Source organism: Youxingia wuxianensis, assembly GCF_014385085.1.
GTDB lineage: Bacteria > Bacillota > Clostridia > Oscillospirales > Ruminococcaceae > Youxingia > Youxingia wuxianensis.
Genome location: NZ_JACRTD010000001.1, coordinates 208,169 through 232,268, shown reverse-complemented (window position 1 = coordinate 232,268; position 24,100 = coordinate 208,169). Strand labels below are relative to the sequence as shown.

The window sequence follows — 24,100 nt, the reverse complement described above, 5'->3', positions numbered from 1 at the left end:
AGGTTGCTCCTCAAATAAAAACCTTACGCTGTTTTTTCCCGGGCACTTATCATTCTCTTCTTTTTTCCCTGCTGTTCCAGGATCAACTGAAGCAGAGTGAGAAGGATTACACAGAGATATGGAATCATCAAAATCAGATAGGACGAATACTGGAATAACTGAAGATAGTTTGACATCATCTCCGCCGCCCCAAAAAGCAAGGTTACCAACAGTACTCTCATGGAACTTCCTCTTGCGAACATCACTGCTACCAAGGCGATAAATCCTCGTCCGGCGGTCATTCCTTCTGTAAACATGGATAAATATCCCAAAGAAAGCTGCGCGCCGGCAAGTCCGCATAGAACGCCTGTTATTACCAGCGCCAGAAGCCGAATTCCATATACATTGATCCCTACTGTAGCGGCTGCCTGAGGATTTTCTCCGCTGGAAAGTACCTTCAATCCTAAATGGGTGCGTTTAAAAATAAAATGCGCTAAGAATACGCTGATAAACGCCAGTACTACTAAAATATTTAAATCGGTTACAAAACCTCCGATAACCGGAATTTTGGTAAGTCCGGGAATTGTAAAAGACGGTACGCCGATTACCTTTTCCGATACGAGGGAGCCGGATACTTTAAAGATCGACCGGAGCATAAATACTGTCAGCCCATCCAACAGAACATTCATTGTAAAGCCGACGACTAACTCCGCGCCCCCAAATTTTAAGGTAATCAAGGCAAAGAACAAGGAAGCCAATACTCCCGCCGCTACTGCGCATAAAATTCCAATAATCCAACTTCCGCTGTAATAACTGCCGAACACGCCCATAAACGCTGCTAAGAGCATCGTACCTTCCAGGGAGATGTTGGTTACCCCCGCCCGGTCGCAAAACAGCGACCCTACTGCGCACAAAAGGATGGGGGCGGATAAACGCAAAATCGCTATAATCCACGTATTTACCATGACCTAACCCTCCTTTACTTGGTTGGCGCCTGCCGGGGCGGTTCTTTTCAGTTTCCCCTTCAGCCATTTTTCCAATCGATCCATTCCCAGATATTCCGAAAGCAGTCTTGCGGATACAAAGCAAATAATCAGAGCCTTGATAACTTCCGCCAGCGCTCTTGGGATACCGGCGCTTCGTTCTACCACCAGGGAACCGGCTTTTACCGCTCCCATAAACAGCGCGCCGATCAGCAGTCCGAAGGGTTCGTTGCCGCCTAAAAGGGAAGCTAGGATTCCCTCAATACCGAAATCGGGAGAAAATCCGGATTCATACCGCCAAGTAACGCCCATTACTTCGACGGCGCCGCAAAGTCCAGCTACCGCTCCGCTGAGAAGCATAACTTTCACCCGCACGCCATTTACATCTACACCGCCGTACTGGGCAAACTCCGAGTTCATCCCCGTCATGGAGATGCGGTATCCAGCTTTGGTATATTTGAGCATAAAATGGGCCACTACAATGAGTACAAAAGCAATTACAAATCCGTAGGTCACCGTATAAGGCGGAATAATCTTCGCCAATTTTACCTGCTCCGCCACATTTGCAGTTGCCATTGTCTGGCCAAAAGTGTTTTCCGGAAGAAAAAAACGCTGTACTAAAAAATCACAAAGATTCATCGCAACATAATTGAGCATCATGGCTGGGATTGCTTCGTTTCCTCCCAGCTTTACTCGAATGATCGCCGGCAAAATCGCCCATACCAGCCCCGCTGCCATCGCCGCCAGCATACAGGCTAATATATGGATAATTTTAGGAAGCCCTGCGCCGTAAATACCTACCAGCGCGGCGGCCAATGCGCCTACATACAGCTGCCCCTCTACACCGAAGTTGAACATTCCTCCCCGGAAAGCGATCGTAGCCGCAAGTCCCGCATAAAGAAGTGGAGTCGCCCAACGAAGTGTGGAAGCGATAGAGGACGCGCTTCCGAAAGCGCCTTTAAACATATATCCATAAATCACCAACGGATTATTTCCGGTAAACAGAATAAGGACCGCGCCTGCAAGAAGTCCCAGCATAACAGCGAATAACGCGGTTTTTACTTTAATCGGTTTTTGCCTGAAGTCGAAATTCACTGTACTTCCCCCTTGCTGTTGTGAAGTCCTGCCATGAGAAGGCCGATATCTTCCTCTGTACTTTCTTTGGGCGTAGTTTCGCCGATGATACGGCCGTTATACATAACTAAAATCCGGTCGCTTAAAGACATAATCTCCGATAGTTCATAAGAAACCAGCAGAATGGCGGTTCCTTCTCCACGCCTGTCCAGCAGCCGTTCATGGATAAAGATAGTTGCTCCGATATCCACCCCTCGGCTCGGCTGCGCCGCGATAAGAACTTTTGGGCCCATCTCCATCTCCCGGGCTACAATAGATTTTTGTAAATTACCCCCGGAAAGTGAATAAGCGGGGATTTCTACCTTATCAAACTTTACTTTGAAATCATTCAGGCATCTTTCCGCTCGCTTTTTCTGTTTGCCCCAATTGATAAAATACTTTTTCTTTTCTCCTTCTCCTTCAAAGTTTGACATAGTATAGTTTTGTAAAAGAGAAGCGTCCAATGCCGCGCCCCGGGTCTGTCGGTCTTCGGGAATATGAGAAAGCCCTTGCCTGCGCCTCTGGGCCACCCCATTGCTGGGAGAAAATACGGCATCATTAATAACAACCGTACCTTCATAATCTCTTTCAAATCCGGAGATTACATCAATAAGTTCCGTCTGTCCGTTTCCCTGTACTCCGGCAATTCCCACAATTTCTCCCGCTTTTACCTCAAAAGAAACATCATTAAGCATCTTTACGCCAAATTTATTATAATAGTTAAGATTCTCTACCTTGAGTTTCACCTGTCCTGTAGGATTGTCCTGCTTAGTCACAGTAAGCTTAGTATCCTTGCCCACCATCATACGGGCGATTTCTTCTTCGTTGGTTTTTTCTGTTTGCAGATGACCGGTTACGATACCATTGCAAAGAATGGTAATATCATCAGTTACCGACATCATTTCCGCCAGCTTATGAGTAATCAGAATAATGCTTTTCCCTTTATTTTTCAGTTCCGTCAGAGTGAGAAAAAGCTGATTGATCTCCTGGGGGGTTAAAATAGCTGTCGGCTCATCAAGGATGAGGATATCCGCGCCAAGATAAAGCGCTTTGAGGATTTCTACCCGCTGCCGGATGCCCACCGGAAGATCGTCTACAATAGCGTAAGGATCTACTTTCAGGTTATAAGCTTCCGACATCTGAATTACCTGCTGGGCGGCAGCCTTCATATCAATGACATCTCCCGTCTTTTTAGGCGGACGTCCCAGGATGATATTCTGTACCACCGACAGGGACGGAACTAAGGTAAAGTGCTGATGCACCATGCCAATTCCGTATTTAATAGCCGTCTTGGGGCTGGTGAGCTTTACTGGCTCCCCATTTATATGTATTTCACCCTCGTCGGGAGTGTACATTCCGTATAAAATCTTCATCAACGTAGTTTTTCCTGCGCCGTTTTCTCCTATCAGCCCATGGATGTGTCCCGGACTACAAGTAAAATTAACCTGGCTGTTGGCAGTTACATCACCAAAGCGCTTGGTAATTCCAATCATCTGTACACATTTATCCATCTGCTGTTTTCCCCCCTTCTTTTTATTAACTTCTTAAGCTGATTCCTTTCAACGCATTATCCCGCAAAGCTTCCAGATGCTTGCGCATCCTTTTTGCCGCTTTCTCCGCATCCCCTTGCTGCATCGCTTCTAAAATCATTTTATGGTAATGATCGTTAGCTTCATTGTTATAACCTTCCCGCATTTCATGATGATCGGTTTCAATCCCCCACTGTTCATCCATCAGGATATTAATGCTGGAAATTAAAAACTGATTGTCCGCTATACGGGCGATCTCCGTATGAAACTGAGCGTTTAGTTTGGTCACCAGCGGGATATTATCCAGGTTAGCGTTAGCCTCTTCCACAATCTCCTCCAGATACTGTAAATCTTTTTGATCTGCCGCTTGAGTCGCCATTTTTACCACTTCTGTCTCAATAATGATACGGGCCCGAAAAAGATCCATAAGCTGCTTTACGGAAGCGATCTTTACGGAGTCAAGCAGTTGATTGTTAAGCTTTGTCTTTCGTATTTCCTCCACCTTGGCGGTTAAGTAAAGATTTCCTTCAGGAGTAATCACACGTCCTTGCCCATTTTCCTGAAGGGTAAATTCTTCCCCATCCAGTGTCTTTAAAATACGTCCTACTGTAGCCAAACTGGTTTTGACGCCCACTCGGTTGAGCTGGTCGTTTAAAATCCAGCTTCCTACCGCATTTTTTGCTTGTGAAAGATAATAAAGGATTAAAAATTTTATCAATTCCGCATTGGTTTTAAATACACCGCTTTCCTGGATCTCTTTTAAATTTAATTCGTGCATAGTTTTACTCCTCAGTTGTCTGTATTGATGTTTATGAAGAATATTATATCACATACGCAAAATTCTCCAGGTCAGCTTGTCCTCACTTATTTTTCTATCTTACGAGGATTGATATACTGTCCAAACCCCTTATCAGATTTTACCACGCCGTCCTCAAACACTACTGTACCCCGGATAATGGTTTTATCTATTGCTCCTTTGATTTTCCACCCGTCATAAGGACTCCAGCCCTGCTTATAATACAGTTTCTTTCCATCCACTACCCATTCCTTCTCAAGATCCACCAGGGTAAAATCCGCATCCGCACCTGGGCGGATGATTCCTTTTCGGGGGAACAGACCAAACAGCTTCGCAGCATTGGTGGAAAGCAGCTGGGCTACCTTCTGGGCAGGAAATCCTCGTTTATTCATACATTCATCCAAGACCATTGGCGCTAAGGTGGCCACGCCGGTCATACCATTTTCACAGTTCCAGATATCGTCCTTCGCCGCTAATTTTTCTTCATACAGGTAATCTGTGTGGTCGGAAGTAATCATATCGATGGTACCATCTTCCACGTACTCCCATAATTTTTCCGTATTTTCTTTCCTGCGCAAAGGCGGTGTGCATTTTGCAAAACCGGCCCTTTCTTCCAACAGGCTGCAGTCTGCGGCGATAAAATGGGGGCAGGTTTCCGCCGTAATATGTACCCCTCTTTGTTTTGCTTTGCGGATCAGTTCCCCGCCCTTAGCGATGGACATATGTACAATATGCATGTGCCCGCCGGTCTGTTCTGTAAAAAAGATTACCCGGTTGATCGCTTCCAGTTCCACGATCTCATCCCGGCTTTCCATATGGGCCAGAGGGTCCCTTCTGCCCATGGCTTTCATCTTCTCTTCCCCGGTAGCGGCCATTTCCGCATTTTCCGCGTGTACCGCCAGAAGATAGCCTTTTTCTTTGGAGATCTTCAGAGCTTCATAGAGGAGGGAATCCGGTATATGAGGGTAATCCTCGTTGCAGTAAGAAATAAACCCTTTAAACGCTACCGCTCCTTTTGCATGAAGCTCTTCCAATTGATCTAAGTTGCCTGGAACCAATGCTCCCCACAAGGCAAAATCTACGCATGCCTTTTCACTGGCGGTTTTCAGTTTTAAATCAAAAGCAGGTCCATTTTTCACCGGAGGGATGCTCAATGGATGTTCAATAACAGTGGTAATCCCGCCAGCCGCCGCTGCCTGTGTAGCATGAAACCAATCGTCACGGATTGCTTTTCCCGGATCCCACATATGTACATGGGGATCAATAAATCCCGGAAATACATATTTTCCCTGGGCGTCGATCGCTTTTTTCGTTTCCCATAAGCCATCCTCTTCCTGTCCCAACAGTGAAATCTTTCCATCTTTTACTCCCACAGAACCCAGGAATACTCCATCTTCCAATACGACAAAACCATTACGAATAACCAGATCCAACATAACTTATAGTACTCCTTCTCCCGCCATAAAACTTATTCCTTCCACGTGGTATTGCTTACAACCAAAGGATAACTTTCTTCAGGCTTCATTAAATTTACCTCATCATGGATGAGTAGGTTGACTTCAGTATATTCCCCTTTTTTCGCAAAGTCAACTTGCTCAGTCCACTTTTCGTCTAAAAAATAAAATATGAGAAGGTAGTTTTAGGTATTTTATCACAATTATTTTTATAAATTGACAACCGACTTTTTTTCAGATACAATAAAATCGCTTACAACTATTATCATTGTCTGAAGGCTTCTTTTGAAAAGGAGCATTTTTTATGATGTATAATAACGATCCGGCAATGTGTCCGGCGACCATATTCATAAATCCGGAATCCCCCCTGTTTTCTGATTCTGTTCGGAAATGGCAGGCGGCCCCTTCTGTAGAAGTGACCAAGGGAGGCCGGGTTTTTGTTGATTTTTACGGCGGCGATCAGCCGGAGGTTCCTGGGAATTATGTCAAAGCCATTATCAGTGATAACGGTGGAAAATCCTTTGAAGACGGATGTATTGTCGTCTCCCACCCCAGCGCGGAAATTCGCCTTTATGATCCCAATTTATGGATTGATCCTCTGGGACGGTTGTGGCTGCTGTGGAACCAAAGCCGGGGATTTAACGACGGCCGTATTGGAGTTTGGGGATCGATATGTGAAAATCCTGACGCGGATGTCAACGAGCTGTCTTTCTCTTTGCCCAGGCGTCTAGCGAACGGTATTATGATTAATAAGCCTACGGTCCTTTCCAATGGAGATTGGCTGTTCCCCTGTGCAATCTGGTCCTGTGAGAAAGCCACAGAAGACCACGGTTTGCAAAACGAGTTTTTTTCCAATGTTTATATCTCCAAAGACCAGGGGGAAACCTTCTCACTTTTGGGACATGCGGATATTCCCAATCGCAGCTTTGACGAACATATGCTGTATGAGAAAAACGACGGCGTCATCTGGATGCTGGTGAGAAGTTTTGATGGGATCGGAGAAAGCTTTTCTTCCGATGGCGGACGTACCTGGAGTCCGGGAAAAAAATGCCATATTGACGGGCCCTGTTCCCGGTTCTTTATCCGGCGGCTGCGTTCCGGGCGGCTTTTGATGGTAAATCATTACCAGTTTAAAGAGCGAATCGACTTAGAGGATATTAAACGGCAGGGTCCGGTAAAATCCTGGAGAGGACGCACCAACCTGACCGCTATGATCAGCGAGGACGAGGGCCAAACCTGGAAAGGCACTTTGCTGTTGGACCCACGCAACGACGCCGCCTATCCTGACGCCAAAGAAGGCGACGACGGCTTTGTTTATATTACCTACGACTGGCAACGGGTAACCCAGCGGGAGATTTTGCTGGCGAAGGTGACAGAGCAGGAAATCTTGGAAGGCCATCTCTCCCATTCCAATTCTTTTCTACGGCACGTGATTAATAAGGCCACTGGGGTATAGATGCAACAGCCGTGTAAGCGTTTAAGCTTACACGGCTGTTTTTTCAAAACAACAATTTTTCATAAATTTCTGAAATATGCTCCCTTACAAATTGTCGGTTTGCTTCTTCTATTCTGGCAATCCGTTTTCTTTTGGGCGCCGGAAGTGAATAATGCAGATCGGAATTTTTTCCTGTCAGCAGAGAGAGACTGTCCGCGGCCACCTGTACCGGCTGGTATCCGCCGCAAAAGGAAACAGACAAAATTTTTTCCACTCCGGCCATTTTCAGCGGAAAGCAAGGACATCCATACTGTACCGAAAAATCGCACAGAAGCATGTCGTCTAAACACAGTGGCTCCAGCCCCTTATAAGGACTTAAGGTGGAAAGAAGCGCCTGCCTTTCCCTTCCTGCGAGGGGATATGTCTTTAACTTCCAAGCGTCTGAATGTAGCTGGTCGCAATAAACCACCGACACCCCTGTTAGCACATCCACACTGTTCACTGCCAATGGACAACGATATCCTTTTTCTTTTGGAGCAAGCGTAAAATCCAGCTCCTCCCATGAGGGGCTTTTCATCAGCCCGGCCATATATTTTCGAATTTGTCCCTCTTCCTGGCCATAGCTCCAAAGCAGTGAGGATATGGCGGACAGGGATGTCACCGATAATAAATCTATCTTTAAAGAATACTTTTCCAGTTCATCTGCAAACGCCCAAGCACCTAAAGCACTGTCGCCGCAGCCGGAAAATGCTACGCCGATCTTCATGGTAGCCCTCCAATCAATAAGGTTCTACCCTATTATACTCGTGCCGGGAAGCACAGGTGCAAAAGAAACCCGGCATATGCCGGGTTTCTTTTTTATTCCATAGGCCCATACTCTTCTATAATCGACAGAGCCACCCGCAAACCATCTACTGCCGCGCTCATAATACCGCCGGCATAGCCTGCCCCCTCCGCACAAGGGTATATCCCCTGTACCGCGGAAGACTGGAAATTTTCTCCCCGTACTATCCGTACCGGAGAGGATGTCCGGGTTTCCACACCCGTCAGCACCGCATCTGCCGCCGCAAACCCTGGCAGTTTGCGCTCAAATACTGTCAGGCCAATTTTTAGCATTTCAGTTACATAATCAGGAAAAATTTCCGTAAAATCACACCCTTGCACTCCCAGCGCATAGGTCGGTTTTACCGTGCCTAGGGAAAAACCGCCTTTTCCCCGCAAAAAGCTCCCTGCATCCTGTGCGGGCGCCTGATATCCTGTGCCGCCCGCCTGAAAAGCCGCCCGCTCCAAGTCCTGCTGAAATCGTATTCCATCCAAGGGATCCGTTCCAAAATCCTCAGGCGTTACCCCGACGACAAGAGCGCTATTTGCGTTTTCTCCCTCGCGGGAAAAGTAACTCATCCCATTGGTAACCGTCATCCCAGTCTGGGAGGCCGCCGGCACTACCACTCCTCCAGGGCACATGCAAAAGGTGTATACTCCCCGATCATTTATTCGATGGGAAAGCTGATATTCTCCTACCGGAAGGGCTTTATGTCCGGCAAATTCTCCATATAGCCCCCGGTCAATATCCTTTTGCAGATGTTCAATCCGGACTCCCACAGAAAACGGCTTCGCCTGCATTTCCAAACCTCTGGTATGAAACATACCAAACGTATCTCTGGCGCTGTGCCCAGTAGCCAGTATGACAACCTGCGCCGGCAGGTTTCCCATAGGAGTAAGCAGAGAGTCTATCTTTCCATGATGTACAGAAATATCCATCAGCGGCGTATGAAAAAAGACTTCCCCGCCAAGGCGAATGATCTCCTGGCGTATTTTTTTTACAATTCCCCGCAGTTTATCAGTGCCAATATGCGGTTTGGCCTTTTGTAAAATTTCTTTTGGCGCCCCGAAATTCACTAGTTCCCGGAGTACCCAGGAGCATTTTGGATCGCCGATGCGAGTGGTCAGTTTTCCATCGGAAAAAGTGCCCGCTCCGCCTTCTCCAAACTGGACGTTGGTGGTTTCATCCAGCCGACCGGTATCCCAAAATCGCTGCACGGCTTGGATTCGTTCCTCTACCTCCCCGCCCCGTTCCAAAATAATCGGCCGATAACCATATCTTGCTAAAAGCAGTCCCGCAAACATCCCTCCAGGACCGAATCCCACGATCACCGGACGCTTTTCCAGCGGCCGGCTGCCAGGAGTTACTCTCAGCGGCTCCTCCCGACGGACAACCACATTTTTATCTTTGGCCGCCCTGACAACGGCCTCTTCCTCCCCTGCCACCATCAGCGCTACCGAATGGACAAAATGAATATCTGTGCGCTTTCTGGCATCCAGAGATGTTTTCACTATACAGCTGTCTGTTACCTGTCCCATTGTCAACCCGGCCTGACGCACCGCTTTCTCTATTGCGGCAGAACTCTCTTCCGAAAGGGATGTTTTGACAGAATTTACTATGATCGCCATACGTTCCTCCAAAAAAAGAGGACATCCCATTGATGCCCTCTTAGTTATCATGTTAGGGTTATTTTTCCTGAATGGTCACTACCGCCGTGTATTCTCCATTCGCCCATACAAGACCCTTGCCCGGAGCATAAATACTTACCGGCGGGCTATATGGCCCTGGAGTAAGCTCCCAACTGGAAAAATCGATCTCTGCTACCAGATCGCTGGCGGACAGGTTTTGCATGATATCTGCAGGCCCTATCATTTTCACCCCATTAATCTGGGAAGTTTTTACTGTAACCTCAAAGTTTGCCGGAATTTTGACAGGCTTTATGGTTGTAACGTTAAAATACTTTTCTTCCATGTCGGAAAGGTCAAACTCCGCAATTACTTTTTTGAGATTTTCGAGATTTCTAAATTCACTGGGCAGGCTGACGTCAAAGATGAATACATCTCCCTCTTTTCCCACCTCGTTTAAATCCACATACCCCACTTCCAACTTATCGAAAGCGTCTATAGCGCTTTCCGGCCCTGCGATTTCAATCACCGACGGTTCCAGAGTATATTCCAATTCCTCGATTGGGAAGGTGGAGGGCACATTTAAGAAATCAATGGTAATGGGCACCTCTTTTTGCTTTAATACGGGTATAGTGATATCCGCCGTTTCTGAATCCATAACCAGCAGCTCCGTGGACAGCTCATGCCCCTCGCTGTCATACAGAACGATTGGGCTGTTTACTGTGGTGCTTTTTGTCAGCGGCTGATCGAAGGTAGCTGAAACCGCACACCGGTCGATCTTATTCACATCGCCTTCCGGTCCGGTAATCGTTACTTCTTTTGGATTAGTAACCGTTTCTGAACGAATATATTCTTCTGGAGTTAAAAGTCCTTCTACATCCGTGTTGATGACAAATTTTTTCGTCAGCAAACGATCCACGCGAATTTTCATGGTAGGAGGGTTGATGCTTACCACTTCAAATCCTTTTCCATACTTATCCATGCCGGTGAGCTTTACTTCATTATAGGTTCCCGCGCTGGTAATCCCAGAAAGATCTGCGACAATTTCAATATCCGAGCCGGTCACACCGCCTACAATATACCGCTCCCCTTTTACCGCTACGCTTACTTTAGTGGCAGCGCCTTCTACAATACTCAGGCTTAAGGGTTCCAAAATCGACGACTGACTGCTCAAGTCGATAGGAACATCGGAAATATCCGTAGTAGTCTCCGGCTTAATAGCGATAACCACAATAAACCAGGACAAAACAGCCAGTACAATAGAAAAAATAATTAAAAAACGTTTATCATCAAAGAGTTTTCCAAAACTGATTTTCATGCTTTCTTTTTCCCCTTCCTTCGAACTTTACGTTCTGATTTTTTCTCGGAAGGATCGGTAGAATCCGGAATCAAGGCGCCGATAAGCACCTTTGTCAGACTTTCAGCGGTAAATCCCCTATCCAGCTTGCCGTTGCGGCATAGGGTAATCGTACCAGTTTCCTCAGAAACCACAATCACTACCGCATCGCTCAATTCACTCATTCCCAGCGCCGCCCGATGGCGGGTACCAAGCTCACGGCTGATCTGCGAATTATCCGACAAAGGAAGGAAGCAGCCTGCCGCATATAATCTTCCATCACGGATAATCATCGCTCCATCATGTAACGGGGAATTTGGAAAAAATATGTTTCCTATCAGCTCAGCGCTGGCATCACTGTCAATAATTGTACCGGTTTTTATAATATCGCCTAGTTTTGTTTTTTGTTCAACTACAATCAGCGCGCCTATCTTTTGACGGGAAAGGGAGGAACACCCGTCTACAATGGCATTGATCGTATGCATCCAGCGGTCCCGGGTCTGCTGTTCGCTCAGTCCGGAAGAAAATACATTTAAATCCGTAATCCGGGTACGCCCTACCTGCTCCAGCGCTCGCCGAAGTTCCGGCTGGAACACAACTACCAAAGCGAAAAGGCCTATCTGTAAAATATTCTCCATCAAAAAGCCCAAAGTTTTCAGTTCCAATTCCGTAGCAAAAATATTCACCAAAAGCAGCGCTAATATTCCCTTTACCAGCTGGGCCGCGCGGGTCTCGCGCACCAATTTTATACATTGATAAATCAAAAACGCCACAATCACAATGTCCAATATATCATTGGGCGTGATCGTACGAAAGACATCAATTCCGTATTTCAGATCTGTGAACATACCTACTATTCCCCTTCATTTGCGGAGTCAGCGGCTGAAACAGGTTTCAGCCGCATAATTCCCTTCTTATATTTTAACACAGAACTATATTAATTCAATCTTTTTTTTTATTGGCGATGAAAGATTTTACCGCGTTTGCCAATTCTACCGCTTGTTCACAGTTATTAAATGCCCCGATGCTTACTCTTGCCGTCCCTATTTTCTCCGTCCCCATTTTTTTATGGGCTAATGGAGCGCAATGCAGCCCTCCCCGTAAAGCAAACCCTTTTTCATTGAGTAAAGCAGTCGTTTCCTCTGAGGTATACCCTTCCACATTAAAGCTGATTACCGGAAGACTTTTTCCATACTGAGGTTTCGGGGTATACAGGATGACCTCTTCAATTTTGCTTAGATTTTGATAAACCGCTGAAGTCACTTTCATTTCCTGTCTGGCAATATTTTCCACTCCCATTCCCAGTACAAAACCAAGACCCGCTCCCAATCCAATTATTCCCATAGTGTTGACTGTCCCTGCTTCCAGCCGATCAGGCATAAAATCCGGCTGAAAAGGCTCCATTGACATGCTTCCGGTTCCGCCTTCCATCAGGGTGTTTAGCTTTTCGCCATGGGGGGTAATCAGCAGCCCGGTGCCCGTAGGTCCATATAACCCTTTGTGACCGGCGACGGCCAGAAAATCAATCCCCATGTTCTGCATATGGATCGGTTCACAGCCTGCTGTCTGGGCGGCGTCTACCAAGAAATATACCCCATACAGTCTGCTCATTGCCGCCAGTTTTTCTATGGGCATTTTTATCCCAAATACATTGGAGCCGTGAGTAACCGCGATCAATTTCGTGTTTGGACGGATCGCATTACGAAAAGCGGCAACCGTATTTTCTTCGCTGTGAAGGTCCGCCTTCACTACAGTATAAGTGATTGCCCCTTGCGCGGCCATCCCGTGAACCGGACGCAAAACAGCGTTGTGTTCTAAATCTGAGATGATCACATGATCCCCAAATTGTAAAATTCCTTTGATCGCCGCATTCAGCGCATGGGTACAATTCATTGTAAACACCACATGTTCCGGTTCTTTCGCGCCAAAGAGCTTCGCCGCTTTTGTGCGGGTCTCATATAACTGCCGGGCGGTCGCCAGGGACATATCATGCCCGCCTCTTCCCGGATTAGCCCCATATTGGGAAAAATAGCTCATGACTGCAGCCCTTACACACGCCGGTTTTGGATAAGTGGTGGCTCCGTTGTCAAAATAGATCATACTATCTCATCCCCCTATGACTTCCACTACCCTAATTCCTTCATCCGCTAGAATATCTACCGCTCTATCCACCGGAGCATCTATTTTAATTCCAAATCCGCATCCATATCTCCCGCTTACATCAGAATTTCGTACGATATAAGCGGTTACTCCCTGATTTTCCAAAAGCTTTTGCCCACGCATCGCATTTGTAATCGAGCGCACTATCAATACAGGTTTATTTGCCATCTTCTATTGTCCCCTAACATAATTTCTTTATAAATGCTGTGACCATACAAAACAGATGCACCCGACGAAAAATTACCGCCAATCCAGCGTATGCCCAGACCTTGCCGATTTACCGCCGGCGCCTTACATTTTTCTTTTCCAAGCGCGGCTGTAAAAAAATACAGTAACACTTATAAGTGTTACTGTATCATCATATGCTTTTAATCGCCGTTGCGCCCCAATTATTCACTTTTTATCAACAGGCATACACAATGAGCGGCAATTCCTTCCCCGCTCCCGGTAAATCCCATCTTTTCTTCTGTCGTGGCCTTTATACTGACATTTTCCGGCCGAGTATGGCAGGCCCCGGCAAGGTTTTCTTTCATCTGGATAAGATACGGCTTGAGTTTCGGCTCCTGCGCTATCAAAGTAGCGTCCAGGTTTCCCAACTGGTATCCTGCTGCTTCCATCAGACCGTATACCTTTTCCAACAAAACTATGCTGTTCGCATTTTTATACTGTGGATCGCTGTCTGGAAAATGAGCGCCGATATCTTCTAATGCCAGCGCTCCCAAAATACTGTCCATCACCGCATGGGTAAGCACGTCCGCATCCGAATGACCCAAAAGTCCCCTGTCATATTGAATTTTTACCCCGCCCAGAATCAGCGGTCTGTTTTCCACCAGCCGATGAGCGTCATATCCATGTCCTATACGCAGATTCATCCTTGCTCTTCCTCTCTCATTAGAAAGATCGCCTGTACTGTCAGAAGATCTACCGGGGTAGTTAGTTTTATATTTTCGTAATCACCTTTGGAAAGATGGATTCTGCCGCCTAGCTTTTCAATCATCTGGCAGTCGTCAGTATAATCTTCCCCCGCGTCCTTGGCGGCTGCCGCCGCATCGCGATAGAGCTGAGCCTGGAACACCTGGGGAGTCTGTACCATATAAAGTTTACTTCTGTCCGGAGTGCATTCCACCAGACCATCTTCGTCCGCTATTTTTATCGTATTGATCACCGGCACCGCCGCCGCGCACGCCTGATAGCGCACCGCATCGATAACGCAGTCGGCGATTATCTGCTGGGTCACCAGCGGCCGGTCACCATCATGGACGGCAATATACTCCGCCTGGGCGCTTACCGCTTCCAATCCAGCCAGTACGGATTGCTGACGGGAAGAACCACCGCACAAAACAGATTTTACTTTGGTGAGCTCAAACTCCTTAATCAACGCCATCATATCCGCAATATCGCCCTGCCGGACAACCAATACAATCTCATCTATCCAATCGCTCTGCTGAAATGCAGATAGGGTATAGATGATCACAGGGATATCCAAAATTTCCTCAAATAATTTATCGATTCCCTGCATACGGGAAGCCGATCCCGCCGCCGGAATTATCGCTGAAACGTAAGGTTTTTCAAATTCTACCTGATTTTTTTTCCACATATCTCAGCGCCTCCCCTGTTTGCTCAATGATACTAGTATAACATCAAATTCTCCTCCCTACAACCGAGAAAGGGAAAATTATGGCAGTTAAAAAAGCCTTCCGAATTTTTCGGAAGGCTTCTAAATTTGAGATTAGATACTGATCTCATCAGCAATTTGGTACAGCCGTTTATTAAATTCACGCTTCATATTCAAAGCTTCTAAAATATCATAGTCTACAATCTTATTGTCTTTGCTTGCAATTACGCGGTTGCCGATTCCCTGTTCTAAAAGTTCTACCGCATAATGCCCCATTTCACTGGCCAAGACCCTTTCGCGGGCAGTCGGCGCGCCACCCCGCTGAACATGCCCTAAAATAGTAGACCGGGCTTCTACGCCAGTCCTTGCCTGAATTTCATTGGCAATATCCTGAACGCTTCCAATACCGTTTACATTTACAACGCCTTCCGCCACTATGATGATAAAATGCTTTTTCCCTGTACTCAAGGTTCGCTGCATTTTTTCCACAATCGCATCAATAGAGAACGGAACTTCCGGCACCAATATCGCCACCGCTCCACAGGCGATTCCCGAATGTAAGGCGATATCGCCGCAACGACGGCCCATTACCTCTACGATGGTGCACCTGTCATGGGATTGGGAGGTGTCGCGAAGCTTATCCACCATATCCATTACCGTATTTACCGCCGTATCAAATCCGATAGTATAATCGGAACAAGCAATATCATTATCAATGGTTCCCGGGATACCGATACAGGGAATCCCCTTTATAGAAAGATCGCGTGCGCCCCGGAAAGAACCGTCTCCGCCGATGACTACTAAACCGTCAATACCAATTTCTACGCAAACTTCTTTTCCCCGCTCTACCCCAGCGTCATCCCGAAATTCAGGGCAGCGTGCGGAATAAAGCACCGTACCGCCTCTATGAAGCGTATCACAGACACTGCGCAGGTTCATTTCCACCATATCCCTCGCAAGAAGGCCGCTGTAACCGCGCCGAATGCCAATTACACGCATCCCTTTATACAGAGCGGTCCTAACTACCGAACGTACAGCAGCGTTCATCCCCGGAGCATCGCCGCCGCTGGTCAGAATCCCGATTGTCTTCTGCATTTTTTCCATTGTAAAATAGCCCTCCATTTCAGGCTTCCCACTTTGCCTGCATTTCTTCGTTATTTTTTTAACACATTAATGAAATGTCGCAACTTAACTGCATTATTATACCGCATTTTGTCGGGTTGTTCAAGGCTTTGCCAATATTTTTGGTAATAATGTCTATTATCCGTTCCTTGCCTAGTATCGTCTTGTCGATTTTTTAGGGTTTTCGCACTACGTTCTTATCGCCAAGAAGATTTTTTAATTCTTTCTGTAAAACTTCGTTGTAGTCCACCCAATAGGCAGCGGAAGCTACGTTATATTTTCCCGTATCCTCAAAGTAAAAATAAACCGCTTCCTGCCCTTCAAAAATAGACAGCAGATTAAGTACCTTTTTAAACACCGGCGCTTCACTGCTTTCTATGCGCAGATACAGCCCTGCATTGGTACTTTTTTTCTTTTCAGCCGTCTGCGAAGGGGTCGGTGTTTTCATTGCCCGCTCATAATCCTCCGGAGAACTTATCGATTCGCAGATAATTTTTGCCTCTTCCTCCTCGCGCATGGAGACCCGGCCCTTTACCACAACTACCGTACCCTCCGCCAACTGGGAAGAAAAGGAAGAAAGCACCTTGGGAAACACCAGCATTTCAATGGAAGCGCTGGTATCCTCCAGTATGGAAAACGCCATCATTTCTCCGCCCCGAGTAGATTTCAGCTTCTTAGAAGTGATAATTGCCGCCACAGACACAAAACTGCCGTCCGATATATTGCTTCCCCGCTCCTCGGCGGAAACAATATCAGCAATCAAAGTACAGCGGTAACGTTTTATCAACTCTCCATATCTTGCCATGGGATGACCGCTGATATACAATCCGGTAGTCTCTTTTTCCATTGCCAGCAACTGCGCCGGTTCAAATTCCGGCGTCTGAGGCAGTTCATATTCGGTATGCCCAGAGACCTGCGGATTATCAAATAAATTAGTCTGTCCAGCAATATTGCGCTTGTTGGTGGCGTCGATATCATCCAGCACCGCTTCATACCCGGAAAGCATCTGGCGGCGGTTTTTACACAGACAATCCAAAGCGCCGGATTTAATCAAGCTTTCTACTGCTCGCTTGTTCATGTCCTTTCCGTACATCCGTTGACAAAAATCGGTAAAGGTTTTAAACTCTCCATTTTCATTACGTTCTTTGATCAGCTCGCGGATAAAACCGCGTCCAATATTTTTTACAGCTAAAAGCCCAAAACGAATATTTTCTCCGCTTACAGTAAATCCATCGTAACTTACGTTTACATCCGGCGGCAAAACCTTAATTCCAATCCGGTTGCATTCCCCAATATATTCGATCACCTTATCCGTGGAGTCCAGAACACTGGTTAACAGCGCCGCCATAAATTCTTTGGAGTAATGACATTTTAAATAGGCGGTCTGATAGGCGACCAGAGCGTATGCCGCCGCATGGGATTTATTAAAAGCATAGGAAGCAAAGGAGCTCATCTCATCAAAAATCTGATTGGCAATCTCTCGAGAGACCCCGTTTTTTACCGAGCCTTCAATAAAGGTGGTCCGTTCCTTTTCCATAACGTCATGCTTTTTCTTGGACATGGCCCGGCGCACCAAGTCCGCCCGTCCGTAAGAATATCCCGCCATTTCCCGACAGATCTGCATCACCTGTTCCTGATACACAATACAGCCGTAAGTGACGTCCAAGACCGGTTTTAACAGCTCATGCTTGTAGGTGACCAGCTGCGGATTATGGCGGTTACGGATATAGGTGGGGATGGAATCCATCGGCCCCGGCCGGTACAAAGAGATTACCGCGATTAAATCCTCCAATGAGGTAGGTTTTAACTGAGCGATCACCGAACGCATACCAGCGGACTCGAACTGAAACACTCCCACACATTGACCCCGAGTCAGCATCTCTAAGGTATCCAAATCTTCCAAGGAAATGGAATTAATATCAAAATCCGGCTGACGCCTTTTTATCATCTTTTCTGCGTAACTGATTACCGTCAAGGTACGCAGTCCCAAAAAGTCCATTTTCAGAAGTCCCAGCTCTTCTAGGGTAGTCATCGTAAACTGAGTAACAATCGCCTCGTCTGACTTTTGCAATGGAACGTAACTGTCCACTGTATCCCGGGTAATCACTACCCCCGCGGCATGGGTGGAGGCATGCCGCGGCATCCCTTCAATTTTGCGCGCCATGTCCAAGAGCTGTTTGATTTGAGGGGAGCTTTCATAGTATCCCCTCAGTTCAGAGGATACTTTTAAAGCTTTATCCAAGGTCATATGCAGCTCCATGGGCACCAGCTTGGCGATGGTATCCACCTGCTGATAGGGTACGCCCATTACCCGTCCCACATCCCGGATGGCGCCTCTGGCCGCCATGGTACCAAAAGTAATGATCTGCGCTACATGGTCGGAGCCATATTTAGACACAACATAATCGATAACCTCCTGGCGCCGCTCATAGCAAAAATCAATATCAAAATCCGGCATACTGATACGTTCCGGATTAAGAAACCGTTCAAACAGCAGATGATAGCGCATAGGGTCAATACCCGTAATCCCGATACAATAAGCGGCAATACTTCCTGCGCCGGAACCCCGTCCCGGTCCAACAGGAATTCCCTGACTCTTCGCATAATTGATAAAATCAAACACAATAAGGTAATAATCCACATACCCCATTTTTGTGATAATATCCATCTCATAGTCGAGCCTTTCCCGGTAAGCCTTTGGAGGGTTCTCCCCATAATTTCGCCGGAACCCTTCTTCACACAGCCGCTTAAAATAGGCCGTATTGTCCTCTCCATCAGGAGTCACAAACAGCGGAAGCTTCGTTTTTCCAAACTCAAAGGTGACGTTGCACATTTCGGCAATCTTTTGCGTATTAGTCAGCGCTCCTGGATATTTACCGAATAACTCTTTCATTTCCTCGTAGGATTTGATATAAAATTCTTCCGTTTCAAATTCCAAATCCCCCGGCTCGTCCAAGGTATTGTTGGTTTGAATACAGATAAGCACCTTCTGCATCTGAGAATCCGCTTTTTCAATATAATGGGCGTCGTTGGTGGCCACCAGCCCAATTCCAGTTTCCTTGGAAAGTCGCAGAAGATCGGGCAATATCTGCCGCTGCAGAGCAATGCCATGATCCTGAATTTCTATATAATAATTTTCCTCTCCGAAAAGGTCCCGGTAGTAAAGAGCGGTTTCTTTCGCTTTTTCATAATCGCCGGCAGCCAAATTCCGGGGAATTTCCCCCGCCAGGCAGGCGGAAAGACAAATCAGTCCTTCATGATGGCTCTCCAGAAGTGCCCGGTCAATTCTTGGTTTATTGTAAAAGCCCTCCACAAACCCTGCGGAAACCATTTTAATCAGGTTTTGATATCCGGTATTGTTTTTGCACAGCAGCACCAGATGATAAGGGGAAGTGTCAATTTTATGCTGTTTATCAAACCGGGTACGGGGCGCTACATATACTTCGCATCCGATGATCGGCTTTATTCCCTGTTTCAAAGCGTACTTGTAAAAATCGACCACCCCATACATCACCCCATGATCGGTGATGGCCACAGCGCTCTGCCCCAGTTCTTTTACTCGGTCAATAAGCCTTTCCAAACGGCAGGCGCCGTCTAAAAGGCTGTATTCGGTATGTACATGTAAATGAGTAAATCCTTCCATATCAGGCGCCTCCCTGTTTTATTCGTATTTCTTGCGCAAATTGAGCGATTCTCTTAAGCCGGTGGTTTACCCCGGAACGGGAGATTTTTTCGCTCAGGTTCTCCCCCAGTTCTCGCAGAGACATTTCCGGATTTTCCATCCGCAGCCGGGCCAACTCTCTTAAATCCTCGTCCAATGCCTCCAGTCCGCCGTTTTCTGCAATTAATCGAATGTCCTGCGTCTGTTTCATCGAAGCGTCGATGACTTTGGTAATATTGGCGGTTTCGCAGTTCGTTGCCCGATTCACTTTATTGCGAAGTTCTTTCACAATTTTAACCTCCATCATCTCCAAGGAGGCCTTTCCTGCGCCGATATAGGTCAACAGATCCTCTATATGCTCGCTTTCTTTATAATAAAGGATGTAATCGTTTCTTCGTACGGTAATTTTAGGTTCCGCTAAATTTTCACATAATAATCGATACAGATCGTCGCACAGGGATTTCCCCGGAATACAAAATTCTACATGGTAGCTTTTTTCCGGATCGGTCACCGCCGCACATGCCAAAAACGCCCCGCTTAAAAAAGCGGGAATTTCTCCGGCGGACAGGTTGTCCCATAAAATATGGCCGGTATCCTCTCCAGAGACGTAACCGAAAAAGCGAAGGACCGCTTCCCTATCGGACGGGCTGTCCACTGTCACAACAAACATACTGCGTTTTCCATTGCGCTTTACTTCCCGTAAAGTGATGCTGTCGGTAATCCCGACTAGATCGGCGATACTGTCCGCAAACAGCCGCGCCACACTTTTATGCTCTGTGTGGATACTAATCCCCTGCGCATCGAACATTTTTCCATAAAGCAGCAGACCGTAAGCCTGCGCTTTTTTATAATGCTGGCGAAACGGTCTGTTTGAAGCAATTTCATTTTTTATTCTATATGCAAACGACATGGCTTTTCCGGTCCTTTTATGTGTAATTACTGCTTTGGGATATCCCGATGGGAGATCGTATACCTCATTTGAAGTTCCTGCATATGCTCGGCGACCAATTGGGCAAATACTACCGAGCGGTGTTTTCCTCCTGTACAGCCGATAGCGATTGTAAGCTGAGTCTTTCCCTCGTTGCAATACAGGGGCAAAAGATAATCCACCAGATCAAAAAGCTTGGGAATTAAATTCTGCGCCTGTTCCCATTTCAGTACATATTCCCGTACAGGGGCGTCCAAGCCGGTAAGATTTTTCAGTTCCGGCACATAAAACGGGTTAGGCAGACAACGTACGTCAAATACCAAATCCGCTTCTTTCGGTAAACCATATTTAAATCCGAAGGACATACAGTTTACCAGCATGGACTGTTTAGTATCATCCAAGAAAATGCCTACCACTTTTTCCCGAAGCTGGTTTACTGAAAGATAGGTGGTGTCGATAATATAATCCGCACTGCTTCGAATTTTTTTTAACAGTTCCCGTTCCGCCGCAATCGCTTCCTCAATGGAAGTAATCTCCCCATCCATCAAAGGATGGCTTCGCCTTGTTTCCTTATAGCGCTGAATCAGCGTGGCGTCGTCACAGTCCAAAAATAAAATTTTAAAGCCATTCTGCCCGCTGACAAAATCCTCGATTCCCTCAAAAATATTTCCAAAGATTTCTTTGCTTCGGGCGTCGATGACAATGGCTACCTTCTGAATTTTTCCATGAGCCTGCATACACAAGTCAGTAAAGGTTTTTACCAGCTTGGGAGGAATATTATCAACACAGTAATATCCAATATCCTCCATAGCGGCGATCGCCCGGGACTTTCCGGCGCCGGACATTCCTGTGATAATTACAAATTCCAAAGGCAGTTCCCCCTTTAGAGAATTTTCACTTCGCATTCCAATTCATATCCTGTCTTTTCTTTTACTTCTTTTTTGATAAACTCAATTAACTTTAATACGTCTTCACAGGTGGCGTTGTCATAGTTAATTACAAACCCCGCATGTTTTTCACTTACCATCGCCCCGCCGATCCGTTTTCCTTTGAGCGCGCACTGATCGATCAGCGCAGCGGCAAACGCCCCCGGCGGACGTTTAAACGTGCTTCCTGCACTGGGGTATTCCAACGGTTGTTTGGATTTTCTGGCGTCCATAAGTTCATCCATCTTGCGGCGGATCTGTTCTTTTTCTCCTTTTTTTAGGGAAAATACCGCTTCAGTGATGCAATAGCCTGGATAACTGGCATAAAAACTGTGGCGGTAAGACAGCTCCAATTGAGAAACGTCTGCTGTTTCAAACGTTCCCTCAGGCGTAATATGAACGGTTTCTTTTAAGACGTCTTTCATCTCGCCGCCGTAAGCGCCGGCGTTCATATATACCGCCCCCCCTACACAACCGGGAATCCCAAAGGCAAATTCCAGTCCCGTCAGTCCATGCTGGCAGGCAAAGGCGCATAACTGGCTTAATGGCGTCCCAGCACTGCAGCGGATAGTCGTTTCATCCACAAGTTCAACCTTGGCACAAGTAGCGTCAACAGCCACCACTGCACAGTCCAATCCCCTATCGTTTACCAGCAGGTCGGACCCTTTTCCAAGGACCATTACCGGCAGGGAAAGCTCTCTTGCCTTACCTAACACTTTCGCGGCGGTTTCTCCATTTTGAGGGCGGAGAAACAGCCGAGCCGGCCCCCCAATTTTAAAAGAGGTATGCAGTTTCATCGGCTCGTTTTCCAAACAGATACAGCCGATTTCTTCACAGTAGTTTTTTAAAGAGTTAAAATGATCCATTCCCTACTCCCTAGTTTTTATAAATAATACTAGTTTATGTGGAAAACGCTGTATTAGTACTGTTTGCCCAGCAGAGCGGCGCCGATAATTCCGGCGTCGTTTCCCAGCTGCGCCCGTACTATCGCGGTACAGTTGTCTGGGTCATGGTTAAAAGTCTGGGGATAGGCTTTTTCACGCAAAGGGGCGAATAAGGTTTCTCCTTCTTTGCTAATTCCGCCGCCAATGACCAGTGCCTGCGGCTGAAAACCATTGATCAGCCCGCTCACCGCAAAGGCAAGGTAGTCAATATATTGCTCTACCACCCTTTTGGCGGTTTCATCTCCCAAACGCATCGCGTCAAAGGAAGTCCTTCCATTGACCGCATCAAGACTTCCATTTGCTACCTGCCACATTTTTGAGCGGGCATTGAGCTGCATGGCTTCCCGGGTAATCCGGATTAAAGCGGTGACAGAACAGTATGCTTCAATACAGCCCTTTCTTCCGCAGGTGCAGGGGACCCCATGATAAACCATACTCATATGTCCCAGCTCCGCGCCCTTGTAATTAAAGCCGGAATAAATTTTTCCGTCAATAATAATGCCGCCGCCGACGCCCGTACCTAAAGTAATCACAACAACCGAGCTCATTCCCTTAGCCGCTCCCGCCATCATCTCGCCGTAAGCGGCTGCATTGGCATCGTTTTCAAGATAAACCGGTTTATTCATCCGCTTGTACACTAACTGCTTGAGCGGAGTATTTTCAAATCCCAAATTGGCCGCCAAGCCTACTATTCCTGTCTGTGGATTTACTGTTCCAGGGGTTCCTACTCCTATCCAATCCACCTGATCCATTTCAATTCCAGCGTCTTTTACCGCTTCCTGGGCGGTCTGCGCCATATCGTCGGCAATCTCCTGCGCCGGATGGAAAGCCTTGGTGGGCCGGTTGGCTTTCCCTATAATTTGATAGTTTTCATTTACCACCCCAACCGCTACGTTGGTTCCGCCAAGATCTATTCCAATATAATATCCCATAGGTTTTCCCCCTTACACTAAGCGTTTGCCGGATCGTTTCCTTGCCTCCGCCAAAAATCGATCATAGTCGATATTAAGTATCAGTTCCCTTGGATAATCTACTTCCTCCATCATTTTTAAAGACGCCTGGCAGTCTCCCAGGCTTTCAAAAAAATGCGCGTCTGAACTGGCTACTATTTTTACCCCATATTTCTTGCACAGCAATAAGATTTCCCGGCAGTTTTTTTCTGAACCAGGCCGGCACTCAAACGAATGGGCATTAATTTCCACAATCTTATCGTTTTTAGCAAACTCCTTCACGACCATTTCATAATCAAAACGAAACCGTTCATCCCCGCAGTGGCCAATAACATCTACAAGGGGATTTTTAGCAACCGCAAGCCAGCCTTTGGTGTGATCCTCTATTGTAGAAGGCTCGCAGCAGCAAGTATGATAAGAAGCGATTACCCATTCTAAATTCTCCAAAATCTTATCCGAAAGGTCTAACTTTCCTTCATAATTTAAAATATTCACTTCCGCTCCGCGCAGTAAAATGATTCCCTCTAATAGACTGGGCACCACTTTTACAAGATTTTTAAAAAACCAATAGTGAGGAGCGTCCGGAATATCCGGCCCATGTTCCGTAACACAAAGAAAAGGCAATCCCTTTCTTTTGCAGGCCAGTACATTTTCATACAATGTGCTGAAAGCATGGGAACAGGCGTTGGTATGCGAATGAGTTTCTGCTACAACATGCATG

At 46.7% G+C, this 24,100-nt stretch carries 21 protein-coding genes; 1 reads left to right on the top strand and 20 read right to left on the bottom strand.

The features are described 5' to 3' along the window. Window positions 1-23: 23 nt before the first annotated feature. From H8705_RS01125 to allB, 5 genes are all read right to left on the bottom strand, one after another. Entirely contained in the window at window positions 24-944 is a 921-nt protein-coding gene (locus H8705_RS01125; RefSeq protein WP_262394039.1) for an ABC transporter permease, read from the bottom strand. Between the two features lie 3 nt (window positions 945-947). Next, window positions 948-2,057: an ABC transporter permease gene (locus tag H8705_RS01120; RefSeq protein WP_262394038.1), complete on the bottom strand. Its 1,110-nt coding sequence runs from the start codon at window positions 2,055-2,057 to the stop codon at window positions 948-950. Beyond that, on the bottom strand, window positions 2,054-3,586 hold the full coding sequence (locus H8705_RS01115) for an ABC transporter ATP-binding protein (protein ID WP_262394037.1): 1,533 nt from the start codon (window positions 3,584-3,586) through the stop codon (window positions 2,054-2,056). The genes H8705_RS01120 and H8705_RS01115 overlap by 4 nt, the downstream gene beginning before the upstream one ends. 25 nt (window positions 3,587-3,611) lie before the next feature. Beyond that, window positions 3,612-4,382: a FadR/GntR family transcriptional regulator gene (locus H8705_RS01110; RefSeq protein WP_262394036.1), complete on the bottom strand. Its 771-nt coding sequence runs from the start codon at window positions 4,380-4,382 to the stop codon at window positions 3,612-3,614. Window positions 4,383-4,468: 86 nt separating this feature from the next. Then, the gene (gene allB, locus H8705_RS01105) at window positions 4,469-5,836 is read right to left on the bottom strand and encodes an allantoinase AllB (protein WP_262394035.1); all 1,368 of its coding nucleotides are present in this window, start codon (window positions 5,834-5,836) and stop codon (window positions 4,469-4,471) included. A gap of 322 nt (window positions 5,837-6,158) precedes the next feature. On the opposite strand from allB, the gene H8705_RS01100 reads away from it, so the two are divergent. Further along, entirely contained in the window at window positions 6,159-7,310 is a 1,152-nt protein-coding gene (locus H8705_RS01100) for a sialidase family protein (RefSeq protein WP_262394034.1), read from the top strand. Window positions 7,311-7,353: 43 nt separating this feature from the next. Here the strand turns inward: H8705_RS01100 and H8705_RS01095 are convergent, their stop codons facing one another. From H8705_RS01095 to H8705_RS01025, 15 genes are all read right to left on the bottom strand, one after another. Then, window positions 7,354-8,055: a hypothetical protein gene (locus H8705_RS01095; protein ID WP_262394033.1), complete on the bottom strand. Its 702-nt coding sequence runs from the start codon at window positions 8,053-8,055 to the stop codon at window positions 7,354-7,356. 92 nt (window positions 8,056-8,147) lie between these two features. After that, window positions 8,148-9,740 carry an NAD(P)/FAD-dependent oxidoreductase gene (locus H8705_RS01090; protein ID WP_262394032.1) on the bottom strand — a complete coding sequence of 531 codons (1,593 nt, stop codon included), beginning with the start codon at window positions 9,738-9,740 and terminating at the stop codon, window positions 8,148-8,150. 58 nt (window positions 9,741-9,798) lie between these two features. Next, on the bottom strand, window positions 9,799-11,055 hold the full coding sequence (locus tag H8705_RS01085) for a CdaR family protein (RefSeq protein WP_262394031.1): 1,257 nt from the start codon (window positions 11,053-11,055) through the stop codon (window positions 9,799-9,801). Further along, complete coding sequence (gene cdaA / locus H8705_RS01080; protein WP_262394030.1) at window positions 11,052-11,921, bottom strand: diadenylate cyclase CdaA; 870 nt, start codon at window positions 11,919-11,921, stop codon at window positions 11,052-11,054. The genes H8705_RS01085 and cdaA overlap by 4 nt, the downstream gene beginning before the upstream one ends. A gap of 94 nt (window positions 11,922-12,015) precedes the next feature. Then, window positions 12,016-13,173, bottom strand: a complete 1,158-nt coding sequence (locus tag H8705_RS01075) for an aminotransferase class V-fold PLP-dependent enzyme (protein WP_262394029.1) — start codon at window positions 13,171-13,173, stop codon at window positions 12,016-12,018. Window positions 13,174-13,179: 6 nt separating this feature from the next. Beyond that, the gene (locus H8705_RS01070) at window positions 13,180-13,401 is read right to left on the bottom strand and encodes a putative Se/S carrier-like protein (RefSeq protein WP_262394028.1); all 222 of its coding nucleotides are present in this window, start codon (window positions 13,399-13,401) and stop codon (window positions 13,180-13,182) included. Window positions 13,402-13,622: 221 nt separating this feature from the next. Then, window positions 13,623-14,099: a 2-C-methyl-D-erythritol 2,4-cyclodiphosphate synthase gene (gene ispF, locus H8705_RS01065; RefSeq protein ID WP_262394236.1), complete on the bottom strand. Its 477-nt coding sequence runs from the start codon at window positions 14,097-14,099 to the stop codon at window positions 13,623-13,625. Between the two features lie 2 nt (window positions 14,100-14,101). Continuing rightward, entirely contained in the window at window positions 14,102-14,830 is a 729-nt protein-coding gene (gene ispD / locus H8705_RS01060; protein WP_262394027.1) for a 2-C-methyl-D-erythritol 4-phosphate cytidylyltransferase, read from the bottom strand. Between the two features lie 132 nt (window positions 14,831-14,962). Beyond that, a complete protein-coding gene (pfkA, locus tag H8705_RS01055) occupies window positions 14,963-15,952 on the bottom strand; it encodes a 6-phosphofructokinase (RefSeq protein WP_262394026.1) in 990 nt (329 codons plus the stop codon). A gap of 193 nt (window positions 15,953-16,145) precedes the next feature. Further along, on the bottom strand, window positions 16,146-19,613 hold the full coding sequence (locus H8705_RS01050; protein ID WP_262394025.1) for a DNA polymerase III subunit alpha: 3,468 nt from the start codon (window positions 19,611-19,613) through the stop codon (window positions 16,146-16,148). Between the two features lies 1 nt (window position 19,614). Next, window positions 19,615-20,541, bottom strand: a complete 927-nt coding sequence (gene whiA, locus H8705_RS01045; protein ID WP_262394024.1) for a DNA-binding protein WhiA — start codon at window positions 20,539-20,541, stop codon at window positions 19,615-19,617. Window positions 20,542-20,567: 26 nt separating this feature from the next. Further along, complete coding sequence (gene rapZ / locus H8705_RS01040) at window positions 20,568-21,428, bottom strand: RNase adapter RapZ (RefSeq protein WP_262394023.1); 861 nt, start codon at window positions 21,426-21,428, stop codon at window positions 20,568-20,570. 14 nt (window positions 21,429-21,442) lie between these two features. Beyond that, window positions 21,443-22,351, bottom strand: a complete 909-nt coding sequence (gene murB / locus H8705_RS01035) for a UDP-N-acetylmuramate dehydrogenase (protein WP_262394022.1) — start codon at window positions 22,349-22,351, stop codon at window positions 21,443-21,445. Between the two features lie 53 nt (window positions 22,352-22,404). After that, a complete protein-coding gene (locus tag H8705_RS01030) occupies window positions 22,405-23,361 on the bottom strand; it encodes an ROK family protein (protein WP_262394021.1) in 957 nt (318 codons plus the stop codon). Between the two features lie 12 nt (window positions 23,362-23,373). Further along, on the bottom strand, window positions 23,374-24,099 hold the full coding sequence (locus tag H8705_RS01025) for a phosphatase (RefSeq protein WP_262394020.1): 726 nt from the start codon (window positions 24,097-24,099) through the stop codon (window positions 23,374-23,376). Window position 24,100 lies beyond the last annotated feature (1 nt).

Coding starts and splice junctions, on each gene's coding strand:
- H8705_RS01125 (WP_262394039.1), bottom strand. CDS start 944: ATGGTAAATACGTGGATTATAGCGATTTTGCGTTTATCCGCCCCCATC.
- H8705_RS01115 (WP_262394037.1), bottom strand. CDS start 3,586: ATGGATAAATGTGTACAGATGATTGGAATTACCAAGCGCTTTGGTGAT.
- H8705_RS01110 (WP_262394036.1), bottom strand. CDS start 4,382: ATGCACGAATTAAATTTAAAAGAGATCCAGGAAAGCGGTGTATTTAAA.
- allB (WP_262394035.1), bottom strand. CDS start 5,836: ATGTTGGATCTGGTTATTCGTAATGGTTTTGTCGTATTGGAAGATGGA.
- H8705_RS01100 (WP_262394034.1), top strand. CDS start 6,159: ATGATGTATAATAACGATCCGGCAATGTGTCCGGCGACCATATTCATA.
- H8705_RS01095 (WP_262394033.1), bottom strand. CDS start 8,055: ATGAAGATCGGCGTAGCATTTTCCGGCTGCGGCGACAGTGCTTTAGGT.
- H8705_RS01090 (WP_262394032.1), bottom strand. CDS start 9,740: ATGGCGATCATAGTAAATTCTGTCAAAACATCCCTTTCGGAAGAGAGT.
- H8705_RS01085 (WP_262394031.1), bottom strand. CDS start 11,055: ATGAAAATCAGTTTTGGAAAACTCTTTGATGATAAACGTTTTTTAATT.
- cdaA (WP_262394030.1), bottom strand. CDS start 11,921: ATGTTCACAGATCTGAAATACGGAATTGATGTCTTTCGTACGATCACG.
- H8705_RS01075 (WP_262394029.1), bottom strand. CDS start 13,173: ATGATCTATTTTGACAACGGAGCCACCACTTATCCAAAACCGGCGTGT.
- H8705_RS01070 (WP_262394028.1), bottom strand. CDS start 13,401: ATGGCAAATAAACCTGTATTGATAGTGCGCTCGATTACAAATGCGATG.
- ispD (WP_262394027.1), bottom strand. CDS start 14,830: ATGTGGAAAAAAAATCAGGTAGAATTTGAAAAACCTTACGTTTCAGCG.
- pfkA (WP_262394026.1), bottom strand. CDS start 15,952: ATGGAAAAAATGCAGAAGACAATCGGGATTCTGACCAGCGGCGGCGAT.
- H8705_RS01050 (WP_262394025.1), bottom strand. CDS start 19,613: ATGGAAGGATTTACTCATTTACATGTACATACCGAATACAGCCTTTTA.
- whiA (WP_262394024.1), bottom strand. CDS start 20,541: ATGTCGTTTGCATATAGAATAAAAAATGAAATTGCTTCAAACAGACCG.
- murB (WP_262394022.1), bottom strand. CDS start 22,351: ATGGATCATTTTAACTCTTTAAAAAACTACTGTGAAGAAATCGGCTGT.
- H8705_RS01030 (WP_262394021.1), bottom strand. CDS start 23,361: ATGGGATATTATATTGGAATAGATCTTGGCGGAACCAACGTAGCGGTT.
- H8705_RS01025 (WP_262394020.1), bottom strand. CDS start 24,099: ATGCATGTTGTAGCAGAAACTCATTCGCATACCAACGCCTGTTCCCAT.